Source organism: Bradyrhizobium acaciae, assembly GCF_020889785.1.
GTDB lineage: Bacteria > Pseudomonadota > Alphaproteobacteria > Rhizobiales > Xanthobacteraceae > Bradyrhizobium > Bradyrhizobium acaciae.
On the sequence record NZ_JACMYK010000084.1, the window covers coordinates 20,248 to 31,641 of the forward strand.

9 protein-coding genes are annotated in these 11,394 nt (G+C 64.5%); 5 read left to right on the plus strand and 4 right to left on the minus strand.

Going from position 1 to position 11,394, the window contains the following annotated elements; translation table 11 throughout:
* The first annotated feature begins 3 nt into the window (after nt 1-3).
* Nucleotides 4-858: a 3,4-dihydroxyphenylacetate 2,3-dioxygenase gene (gene hpaD / locus H8A92_RS26525; protein ID WP_229198488.1), complete on the plus strand. Its 855-nt coding sequence runs from the start codon at nt 4-6 to the stop codon at nt 856-858.
* A gap of 18 nt (nt 859-876) precedes the next feature.
* Here the strand turns inward: hpaD and H8A92_RS26530 are convergent, their stop codons facing one another.
* Both H8A92_RS26530 and H8A92_RS26535 read right to left on the minus strand, forming a co-directional pair.
* Nucleotides 877-2,118, minus strand: coding sequence for an aminotransferase-like domain-containing protein (locus H8A92_RS26530; protein ID WP_229198489.1), 1,242 nt, complete (start codon nt 2,116-2,118; stop codon nt 877-879).
* Nucleotides 2,119-2,177: 59 nt separating this feature from the next.
* A complete protein-coding gene (locus H8A92_RS26535) occupies nt 2,178-2,720 on the minus strand; it encodes a DUF3124 domain-containing protein (protein WP_229198490.1) in 543 nt (180 codons plus the stop codon).
* Between the two features lie 59 nt (nt 2,721-2,779).
* On the opposite strand from H8A92_RS26535, the gene H8A92_RS26540 reads away from it, so the two are divergent.
* From H8A92_RS26540 to H8A92_RS26555, 4 genes are all read left to right on the plus strand, one after another.
* On the plus strand, nt 2,780-4,513 hold the full coding sequence (locus H8A92_RS26540) for a cation:proton antiporter (RefSeq protein ID WP_229198491.1): 1,734 nt from the start codon (nt 2,780-2,782) through the stop codon (nt 4,511-4,513).
* Between the two features lie 142 nt (nt 4,514-4,655).
* Nucleotides 4,656-5,732, plus strand: coding sequence for a 3,4-dihydroxy-2-butanone-4-phosphate synthase (gene ribB / locus H8A92_RS26545; protein ID WP_163156647.1), 1,077 nt, complete (start codon nt 4,656-4,658; stop codon nt 5,730-5,732).
* Between the two features lie 128 nt (nt 5,733-5,860).
* Nucleotides 5,861-7,075, plus strand: a complete 1,215-nt coding sequence (locus H8A92_RS26550) for an acyl-CoA dehydrogenase (protein ID WP_163156649.1) — start codon at nt 5,861-5,863, stop codon at nt 7,073-7,075.
* Nucleotides 7,076-7,203: 128 nt separating this feature from the next.
* Nucleotides 7,204-8,121, plus strand: coding sequence for an MBL fold metallo-hydrolase (locus H8A92_RS26555; protein ID WP_229198492.1), 918 nt, complete (start codon nt 7,204-7,206; stop codon nt 8,119-8,121).
* A gap of 124 nt (nt 8,122-8,245) precedes the next feature.
* On the opposite strand, the gene H8A92_RS26560 is transcribed toward H8A92_RS26555, so the two are convergent.
* Nucleotides 8,246-9,103 carry a DUF1499 domain-containing protein gene (locus H8A92_RS26560; RefSeq protein WP_229198493.1) on the minus strand — a complete coding sequence of 286 codons (858 nt, stop codon included), beginning with the start codon at nt 9,101-9,103 and terminating at the stop codon, nt 8,246-8,248.
* Between the two features lie 385 nt (nt 9,104-9,488).
* Nucleotides 9,489-11,117, minus strand: a complete 1,629-nt coding sequence (locus H8A92_RS26565; protein WP_229198494.1) for a fatty-acid--CoA ligase — start codon at nt 11,115-11,117, stop codon at nt 9,489-9,491.
* Between the last annotated feature and the right edge of the window lie 277 nt (nt 11,118-11,394).

The following is an 11,394-nucleotide window of genomic DNA, read 5'->3' on the forward strand; positions in this document are numbered from 1 at the left end:
TTGATGGGCGAACTCGTACTCGCCGCCAAGGTCAGCCATGTGCCGTCGCTGATGCTATCGGAGCCGGCCGATCACCCGCTGCACGATGTGAGGGCCGGCGCAGTCGCAGCATTGCGCGAGCTCGGTCGCCGCGCCAGAGAACGCGGGGTGTCGACCTTTGTCGTGTTCGATACCCATTGGCTATCGAATTTCGGCTACCACATCAACGCCAACGCCCGGCATCGCGGCTCGTTCACGAGCCACGAAGCGCCGCAGATGATCAAGGACCTGGGCTACGATTTGCCGGGAAATACCCGGCTTGCCGACGCGATTGCACGCGAGGCGGCAAGCAACGGCCTCAATGTGATGGCGCACCAGATCGAAAGCCTCGGTCTGGAATACGGCACCATCGTTCCGATGCACTACCTGAACCGGGATGGTTGGGCGAGGGTGGTCTCGGTCGCGTCGCCGTTGTTCACGTCGGTGGAGGAGAGCCGGCTCCTCGGCGAAGCGACCCGCCGTGCGATCTCCCAATCCGGCGAGCGGGTTGCCCTGCTCGCCAGCGGATCGCTGTCGCATCGGCTATTGCCGAACAAGAAGCTCGGCCCTGAAGCTTGGACATCGATCGCCAGCGAATTCAACCGTCAGGTCGATTTGCGCGTGCTCGAGCTGTGGCAGCTGCGCCGGTACCGTGAATTCCTCGACATGCTTCCCGATTACGCCACGAGGTGCAACGGCGAGGGCGGTATGGCCGACACCATCATGCTGTTTGCCGCGCTCGGCTGGTACGATTTCCGTGGTGCCGCCGAACAACTTTGTGACTACTTCCCGTCGAGCGGGAGTGGCCAGGTGAATGTGGAGTTTCACCTGGCCGCGTGAGGCGGCGAGTGTGTGGGCTCACTGACTGCGCTTCTCGACATTGCTGCTGCGCGCCGGCACGCCGAACTCCTTGCGGCACACCTCGGCCAGCACGGCGACGCCCTCGCGGATCTGCTCGTGCGAGGGGCTCGCGAAGCAGAGGCGCAACCGGCTGCCGGAATGCGCCTTGCTGGTCGACCATTCCGGGCCCGGATTGATCGAGACGCCGGCGGCGAGCGCCGCCTGGTAGAGCTTCAACGTATCGACATTGTCGGGCAGCTTGACCCACAGGAAGATGCCGCCCTTGGGCGCTTCGAACTCGGCCGCGGTGCCGAACTGCTCGTTCAGCGCCTCCATCAGTGTGTCGAGCTTGGCGCGCAGGCCTCGCGTCAGCTTGGGCACATGGCTCGCAAAATGCGGCGCGCAATATTCCGCGAGTACCATCTGCTCCAGCGCGCCGGAGCCGGCGTCGGTCTTCAGCGGCAGCATCCGCGACATGATCGCCCAGGGCGCGACGATGAAGCCGACCCGCAGCGCCGGCGCGATCGACTTCGAGAACGAGCCGATATGGATCACGCCGCCATGCGTGCTCATGGCATAGATCGCGGGCGGCCGCTCACCGTTCCAGATCAGATCGGCATAGCAATCGTCCTCGAAGATCGGCACGCCGTATTCTTTCGACAGCTTCAGCATCTCGGCGCGGCGGCTCTCGGGAAGAATCGAGCCGGTCGGGTTCTGCACGGTCGGGATGGTGTAGATGTATTTCGGCGTGATGCCGCGCCGCTTGTGATCGGCGAGCGCTTCGGCCAGCGCATCGATCCTTATGCCCTCGCCATCGAGGGGAATGCCGACCGCATTGACGCCGAGCCGCGTCAGCCGGTTCAGCGATCCCTGATAGGTTTCCTGCTCGATCAGCACGGTGTCGCCCTTGGCGAGCAACGTTTGATTGACCAGATCGAGCGCCTGCAGCGAGCCGGAGACGATCATGACCTCGTCCGGCGTGCAGGCAATTCCGGCGTCGCGCTTCAGCTTCTCGGTCAGGAACTGGCGCAACGGCAGATAGCCCTGTGGCCCGTGCGCGAGGTTGTAGGTCGCGAGATTCCTGCCCTCGCGCTTCAGCACCGCGTTCATCGCCTCCAGCAGCCCGTCGACCGGGACTTGGTCGGGATCGTTGTTGCCGCCGACGAAACTGTACTTGGCGAGCCCGGTCCAGCGCGCGGCCGGCGCAGGCAGGCCGGCCGGGAGCAGCGGTGTAAAGTCGAACTGGGCTGAGGTGGACATGGACGTTTCGCTCCGTGTTGTTGTCGTTGAGAAGGCCCGTGGAAGGACCGTCCGTGAAGTCAGTTCTTGCCGACCAGCCGGACCGGGCGACCCTGGCTGATGAAGGCGTAGTGCCCGGCGCCGACGCTGCCGACCATCAGGGCCTCGACCGCCGGTTCCGCGATCTCCCCGGCAGCCGCCCAATCGACCACGAAATTCGCGCCGGTGCCGCCGCGGGTATCGGTCGTGGCGATCGCGACCTCGACCGTCGCGAACGGTTTTAGCGCGATCGGCGATTTGAGGTAGCTCTCCACCATCTTGCCTGATGTGTCGAAATAGGCGATCCGCTTCAACACCAGCGGTTTGGTCTCGGAGGCGTTGTGCACGCTGAGCGTCACCGAGAAATCGGCCCTGAGCTTGCCCTGGCTCATCGACACGCTGGAATACACCGGCACGTAGAATGCACCCGAGGCGGTGAGGCCTTCCGACGGCACCGCCGTCAGCGAGTTCGCGAAATTTTGTTCAATACTTGCCGAGGATTGTGCTAGCGCCTCCGGCAAGCGCACGGTGAGCAGGCAGAGCAAAACTGCCAGAAAAATGCCGCCTGCGCGGATGTGACACATTGCTCGGTTGATCCTCACGCCCGGCCCTCTAGGTTGCGGCAACAGGAAGTCTTTGACGCATGCATGAACTGATTCCCGATATCACGCTCTGTATCCTGCTTGCCTGGGGGATTGGGCTGCTTGCCCATTTCTCCCGGCAACCGCTGATACTGGCGTACCTTATCGCCGGCTTTTTCATTGGTCCATTCGGCATGGGCTGGGTCAAGTCCCAGGAATCGATCAGCGTCATCTCCGAACTCGGCCTGATCTTCATGCTGTTCATGATCGGGTTGGAAATCGACCTCAAGAAGATCATCCGCGCCGGCAAGGTCATTCTGTTCGCTGGTGCCGGCGAGCTGATCGGCGGCTGCCTGATCGGCGTCGCGTTCTTCGCCGGAATCGGGCTTGCGATCGGCGGCGGCAAGTTCGATGCGGTCTATCTCTGCGTCGCCTGCGCGCTGTCCTCGACCGTCATCATCGTCAAGGTGCTCTACGAGAAGCGCGAGCTGGATACGCTGCCGGGCCGGATCACGCTCGGCGTGCTGGTGCTGCAGGACATCTTCGCGATCCTGTTCCTGGCGGTGCAGCCGAGCCTCGACAATCTGCAGATGAGCGTCGTGCTGCTGTCGATCGCCCGCGTTGCGGTGCTGGTCGTGACCGCGCTGGTGCTGAGCCGCTACGTGTTGCCGCGGCTGTTCCACCAGATTGCGCGCCGGCCCGAGCTCGTGCTGCTCGGCGCGCTCGCCTGGTGCTTCCTGATCGGCGAGATCGCCGAGCGGCTGCATCTGTCGCGCGAGATGGGCTCGCTGGTCGCCGGCGTCTCGATCTCGACCTTTCCCTATGCGCTCGACGTCACCGCCAAGGTCACGACGCTGCGGGATTTCTTCATCACGCTGTTCTTTGTCGCGCTCGGCATGACGATCCCGATTCCCGGCCTCTCCGTGATCTGGCTTGCGCTGGTCATCGCGGCCTTCACGGTGGTGGGCCGCCTGGTCACGACCTTCACGCCGCTCTATCTGATGAAGCAGGGTCTGCGCGCCAGCCTGCTGCCGGCGATCAATCTGGCGCAGATCTCCGAGTTCTCGCTGGTGGTGATCCAGACCGGCGTCGCCGCCAACCACATCGGAACCGAAACCGCCAATGCGGCCTCGTTCGCCTTCGTGGTGCTGGCGGTGCTCTCGACCTTCGCGATGGGCCGCAGCGATCAGATCGTGCGCGGCCTGATCGGCCCGCTAAAGCGCATCGGGCTGCGCGATCTCGACCATGTGGGCGAGGGCCGCGGTGAGGGCGGCCAGGAGGGCGGTCATGGCGAGATCCGGCGCATCGTGATCCTCGGCTTTTTCCGTGCGGCGAGCGCACTGATCAGCCAGATCGAGCGGCAGAACCAGTCGCTGCTGGAGCAGATCAGCGTCATCGATTTCAATCCGCTGGTGTTCCGCACGCTGTCCGACCGCGGCATGCATGTGATCTATGGCGACATCAGCAATGTCGACACGCTGGTTCACGCCGGCATCGGCAAGGCCGAGATCATCATCCTGAGCGTGCCGGATTTCCTGCTGGTCGGCGCCGACAATGAGAAGCTGGTGCGTCACGTCCGCGCCTTGAATCCGACCGCGCGGATCGTCGCCACCGCGGATCTCCTCACCGGGGTCGACGATCTCTACGCGGCCGGCGCCGATTACGTGACGGTGACCCGGCTCAGCGACGCCGGCGAGCTCTATTCGGTGATCGAGGCAGCCGACGCCGGCCTGCTCGACGACAAGCGCGCCGAGCTGGACGCTCAACTCAGCGACCGGCGCGAGGTGCTACCGTAGAAACCGGCGACGGGCTCCGGCCGCCGTCCTGGCATGCCTGCCGACGATGCCTGCCGGACGCATGGCGGGTTGCATAATGATACTGGCGCTGACATCGGAACCCGGCTAATCCACTGCCTGCATAAAGCGAGATGTCAGGACAATGGCCGATACGATCCAGGAAGTACTGCAAGCCTTTGCGAAGGGTGAACTCGTCGTCGTGACCGACGATGACGATCGGGAAGGCGAGGGCGATTTGATCGTCGCGGCGTCGTTCTGCACGGCGGAGAAGATGGCCTTCATCATCCGCCACACCTCCGGCATCGTCTGCGCGCCGATCACCACCGAGGACGCCCGCCGGCTGCGGCTCGACCCGATGGTGGCGCACAACGAGTCCAACCACACCACGGCGTTCACCGTCTCGATCGACTACAAGCCCGATGGCGGCACCGGCATCTCGGCCGAGGAACGCGCCTCCTGCTGCCGCGCGCTCGCCAATCCGAACGCCGGCGCCAATGATTTTGCGCGTCCCGGCCACATCTTTCCGCTGATCGCGCGCGACGGCGGCGTGCTGCTGCGCTCCGGCCATACCGAGGCCGCGGTCGATCTGTGCCGGCTCTCCGGCCTGCCGCCGGTCGGCGTCATCAGCGAGTTGATGAACGACGATGGAACCGTGATGAAGGGCGAGCAGGTTGCGAAATTCGCCGCCCGCCACAAGCTCAAGCACGTCACGATCGCTGATATGATCGCCTATCGCCAGGCGCGCGAGAAGCTGATCGAGCGGGTCGCGACCTTCACCACCGAAAGCCCGATCGGCCCGCTGCAAGGCTATGCCTATCGCTCACCGTTCGACGAGATCATGCATGCCGCCTTTGTCTATAACGGCATCGGCGATGGCCGGGACGTGCTCACGCGGCTGCACAAGCCCAACATCGTGAAGGACCTGTTCACAGGGCCGGCGCGGATGGAAGCTGTTCTGCGGCACTTCAAGGCCGCCGGCCGTGGTGTGCTGGTATATCTGCGCGACGGTGCCGCGGGTGTTCCGGTCCAGCCGGTCGGCGAGCAGAAGTCGGCGGAAGCCGATCGCAACAAGCAATGGCGAGAGGTCGGCGTCGGCGCCCAGATCTTGCGCGATCTCGGCGTCACCTCGATCCGGCACCTGACCTCGTCGGTGCATGACTACAAGGGGTTGTCCGGTTTCGGCATCGAGATCGTGTCGAACGAGAAGTTCGACGGCTGATGCGGGTCATTCCGGGCGCGATGCGTGCGCACCGCCCCGAATGGCATACGTCCAATTCAATTGCGCTTCGCAGCATAGCGCTTTAATTTATCCGCCAATTTCCGAGTGACGATGCGAAAGGATGTTTCATGAGCGTGCGCCCCCAGTCCAAGGACAAGCCGGCTGCCGCCAGCTTCCAGTGGGATGATCCGTTCCTGCTCGACGACCAGCTCACCGAAGACGAACGCCTGATCCGCGACACTGCGCGGGCCTATGCGCAGGACAAGCTGTTGCCGCGGGTCACCAAGGCCTATCTGGAAGAAAAGACCGACCGCGAGATATTCAACGAGATGGGCGAGCTCGGCCTGATCGGCGTGACGCTGCCCGAGGAATATGGCTGCGCCAATGCGAGCTACGTGGCCTATGGCCTCGTCGCGCGCGAGATCGAGCGCGTCGACTCCGGCTACCGCTCGATGAACTCGGTGCAGACCTCGCTGGTGATGTATCCGATCTACGCCTATGGCGACGAGAACCAGCGCAAGAAATATCTCCCCAAGCTCGCGACCGGAGAATGGGTCGGCTGCTTCGGCCTGACCGAGCCGGACGCCGGTTCCGATCCCGGCGGCATGAAGACCCGCGCCGAGAAGGTCGCCGACGGCTACAAGCTGAACGGGGCCAAGATGTGGATCTCGAATGCGCCGATCGCCGACGTGTTCGTGGTGTGGGCCAAGTCCGCCGCGCACGACAACCAGATCCGCGGCTTCATCCTCGAGAAGGGCATGAAGGGCCTGTCGGCGCCTAAGGTCGGCGGCAAGCTCAGCTTGCGTGCCTCGATCACCGGCGAGATCGTGCTCGACAACGTGGTGGTGCCGGAAAGCGCGCTGCTGCCCAACGTCTCCGGCCTCAAGGGCCCGTTCGGCTGCCTCAACCGCGCCCGCTACGGCATTTCCTGGGGGGCGCTCGGCGCTGCCGAGGACTGCATGCACCGCGCGCGCCAGTACACGCTCGACCGCAAGCAGTTCAACCGGCCGCTCGCCGCCACCCAGCTGGTGCAGAAGAAACTCGCCGACATGGAGACCGAGATCGCGCTCGGCCTGCAGGCCTCGTTGCGCGTCGGCCGCCTGATGGACGAGGGCAAGATGGCGCCCGAGATGATCTCGATCGTCAAGCGCAACAATTGCGGCAAGTCGCTCGACATCGCCCGCATGGCGCGCGACATGCACGGCGGCAACGGCATCCAGATCGAGTATCACGTGATGCGCCACGCCGCGAACCTCGAGACGGTGAACACCTATGAGGGCACGCACGACGTCCACGCGCTGATCCTCGGCCGCGCGATCACCGGCATCCAGGCGTTCTCGTAAGGCGAGTCGCACCGACAAGCGTAGGATGGGTAGAGCGCAGCGAAACCCATCTTGCCGCCCAGCGCGCGGTTGCGTGATGGGTTTCGCTTCGCTCTACCCATCCTACGAGAGCCAATAGGGACGTACCCATGGCCGACAACGACGACATCCCGTTCAACCGCGATTTTCCGCTGAAGCCCGGCGGGGTCGAACAGGTCCGCCCCGGCGTCCGCCGTGTCCTCTGCAACAATCCGAGCCCGTTCACCTTCACCGGCACGGTCAGTTACATCGTGGGCCAAGGCAAGGTCGCGATTATCGATCCCGGTCCCGACGACGAGGCGCATGCGAAGGCGCTGCTCGATGCGGTCAAGGGTGAGACGGTGACCCATATCCTGGTCACCCATACCCATCGCGACCATTCGCCGAATACGCCGCGGATCAAGGCTGCGACCGGCGCGCCTGTTTATGCCGAGGGGCCGCACCGCGCCTCGCGCCCGCGTTTCGAGAGCGAGAAGCACAATCCGGAATCCGGCGCCGATCGCGATTTCCGGCCCGACGTCGAGGTCAGGCACGGCGACGTCATCGAGGGCAGTGGCTTTGCGCTGGAGGCGGTCGCCACCCCCGGCCACACCGCCAATCATTTGGCGTTTGCGTGGACCGAGCGCAGCATCAATTTCGTCGGCGACCACGTGATGGGCTGGTCGACCTCGATCGTGGCGCCGCCCGACGGTTCGATGATCGACTACATGGCCTCGCTGGAGCGGCTGGAGCAGCGGCCCGAGCAGCTCTATCTCTCCGGCCACGGCCCGGAGATTCCGGAAGGCCCGCGCTTCGTCCGCTTCCTGGCGCGCCACCGCCGCGCGCGCGAGGCGTCGATCCTGCACCGCCTCGGCAAGGGCGAGGCCGACATCCCGACCATGGTGCGGGCGATCTATATCGGGCTCGATCCCCGGCTCGCCAACGCCGCCGGCTATTCGGTGCTGGCCCATCTGGAGGATCTGGTCGCGCGCGGTGTCGTGGCGACCGACGGCGATCCGGTGATCGGCGGCACGTACCGGATGGCCTGAGCGGCCTCCATTCGTCATTCCGGGGCGTGCGAAGCGCGAACCCGGAATCCATCGGGCCGCAAGCTCCTTGGTGAAATGGATTCCGGGTTCTCGCTTCGCGAGCCCCGGAATGACGGCGAGAGATTTACTTCTTCACCGTCTTCGCCGGCGGTGCCTTTGGCACGACAGGTGCTGCCTTCTTCGCCGGCTTGGAATTGTCGTTCTCCGCGGCGGTGTTGATGTCCTCGATCAGCTTCTTGACCCGCGCGGCGTTGCTGCCGAGATCGGTGTCGAAATAGCGCGACGCCGAGCGGATATCGACGCGCGAGTCCTCGTCATCAGGCGTGACCCGGATCGACACGTCCTCGCGGAAACCCATGATCGGCGTGCGGGCCACCGCCTCGATGCGTCCGATCCGACGCGGCGGCTGCGGCGCGCGCGCGTCGATGACCAGCCATTTGCGGCGGTTCACCAGCCGCAGCGTCATCTCGTAGGCCCGGTCGACCGGGACCTCGAGCTCGACGGTTTCGATATCGGGATAGGCCGCGCGCTGCTTCTCGGCCGAATAGAGCCCGGCATAGGCCGCCGGATTGGTGCCCTCGCCGGTGCGCAGCCGCGCCAGGGCCTCGAATTTCGGCGGGTCGATCGCATCGGTGGTGACGTCGTAGATCCGCGGCAGCTTGCGGTACTGGTAGGTGAGGTAGGCCGGGTAGGCGAGGATCGCGGCGTCCATCAGCAGTGCGAACAGGATCCGGCCCATGCCGCGGGTGCCGTTCTGCCAGATCGCGGCGAAGGCGGCGAGGCCGAGCAGGATCGACAGGGCGGCCAGTCCCAGCGCGCCGAAGAAGGTTGCCAGCGCCGGTTTGACCTCGAGGAACCCGAACCGGACGATGAGGATCGAGACCACCACCGCGACGACGGCAAAGATCGCGAGGTTGCGCGACCAGGTGGCGAGACCGGACACGGGCTCCTGCTGGTAGGGAGCGGAAAACCTGCGCGCCATCGTCGAAAAATCTGCCGGTTGATGTCCCCGGCGACCTCAGCCGCCGCCAATGATCGTGTGAGACCACGGACCTGCGGCGAATTCAAGGGATTTGGGCAATGCTGTTCACCCTCCCTTGGAGAGGAGGGCCCTCGCAAATGGCCAGCCTCTGCAGGGGCGCGCTGCCAAAATATCGAAAACAACCCCATGCAAAGTAGCCGGCGACGTGCCGGCATTCGAAACCGGGAGGATCAGTTCGCATGACATACGAACCGAGGTGGGGGTGAAGGTCTCTCAAATCGGGCGCTGCCCGCGTGGAGAGATCACCCCACCCCGCCTCACATCTCGCTTTGCTCGCCGTCAGCCGACCCTCCCCTCCAGGGGCTCTCCAGGGGAGCGTGAAGCATCACGCCGCGGCGGTCGGGAAGGTGTAGTCCTTGAACTGGTCGCGCAGGGCAGTCTTCAGGATCTTGCCGGTCGCGGTGTGGGGAATGCCGTCGACGAAGGCGACGTCGTCGGGCATCCACCATTTGGCGATCTTGCCGTCCATGAACTTCAGGATGTCCTCGCGCGTCGCGCTCTGGCCCTGCTTGAGCTGCACGATCAGGAGCGGCCGCTCATCCCATTTCGGGTGATGGACGCCGATCACGGCGGCTTCCGCGACCGCCGGATGGCCGACCGCGAGGTTTTCCAGATCGATCGAGGAGATCCATTCGCCGCCGGACTTGATCACGTCCTTGGAACGGTCGGTGATCCGCATATAGCCGTGCTCGTCCATCGTCGAGACGTCGCCGGTGTCGAAGAAGCCGGCATCGTCGAGGATGTTGGCATCGACCCGGAAGTAGGCCTTGGCGATCGCGGGACCGGAGACCTTGAGACGGCCGAAGGTCTTGCCGTCCCACGGCAGCTCCTTGCCGGCATCGTCGGTGATCTTCATCTCGACGCCGAACGGCGGGTAGCCCTGGGTCTGCAGGATGTCGAGCCGCTCCTCGCCGCTGCGATCGGTGAACGGCGGCTTCAGCGTCGCCAGCGTGCCGAGCGGGCTCATTTCGGTCATGCCCCAGGCGTGGCGCACCTGGCTGCCCATGTCGAGGAACGCCTTGATCATCGAGCGCGGCATCGCTGAACCGCCGCAGATCACCATCTGCAGATCCGGCAGCTTGAGATTGTTGGCGGCCATGTATTGCAGCAGCATCAGCCACACCGTCGGGACACCCGCGGTATGGGTGACCTTCTCGGTCGACAGCAGCTCGTACACCGAGGCGCCGTCGAGCTTCGGGCCCGGCATCACGAGCTTGGTGCCCATCGACGGGGCGGAGAAGGCGATGCCCCAGCTGTTGGCATGGAACAAGGGGACCACCGGAAGCATTGTGTCCGAGGCGGAGGTGCCGAGCGCGTCCTTCGAGTTGGCCATCAGCGCGTGCAACACATTGGACCGGTGCGAATAGAGTACACCCTTGGGATCGCCCGTCGTGCCGGAGGTGTAGCACATCGCGGCCGCTGTGTTCTCGTCGAAGGTCTTCCACTCGAATTTGCCGTCCGACGCCGCGATCCAGTCCTCATAGGCGACCGCGTTCTTCAGCGTGGTCTGCGGCATGTGCGCCTTGTCGGTCAGCACCACGTAGCGCTCGACGCTCGGCAGCTGGCCGGCGATCTTCTCCAGCACCGGGACGAAGGTGAGATCGGTGATGACGATGCGGTCCTGGGCGTGGTTGACGATCCAGGCGATCTGTTCCGGAAACAGGCGTGGATTGATCGTATGGCAGATCGCGCCGATCCCCATGATGCCGTACCAGACCTCGAGGTGGCGCCAGGTGTTCCAGGCGATGGTGGCGACGCGGTCGCCGAGCTTGATGCCGTCGCGCTCCAGGCTCTGCGAGACCTTCAGCGCGCGGGCATGGATTTCGGCGTAGGTGGTGCGATGAATCGGGCCTTCGACCGACCGCGTCACGACTTCCTGCGTGCCGTGATATTTGGCGGCGTGCTCAATAATCTTGTGGCACAGCAAGGGCCAATCTTGCATCAAACCAAGCATACGCAAATCCCTCCTCGATCCTCACGCATGATCTGCCGGCATCTTGGACGGCCGACAGTAAAATCATGGAACTGACATGAACTGTAGCGCGGAGAAAGCAAGCCGAAAATGGCCTGTTGGCGCGTTTCGTCGCGGGGGTGCGGCAATGGTTACCGCTGCCGCAGCGTTGCTTTGCCTTGGCATGCAAGCGGCTCCCGCGGAGGCCGCCCGCGGCGCGCCGAGCTTTCCATGGGACGATTTGTTCGGCACCCGGCCGCACAGGTCGCACAAGGCGGCG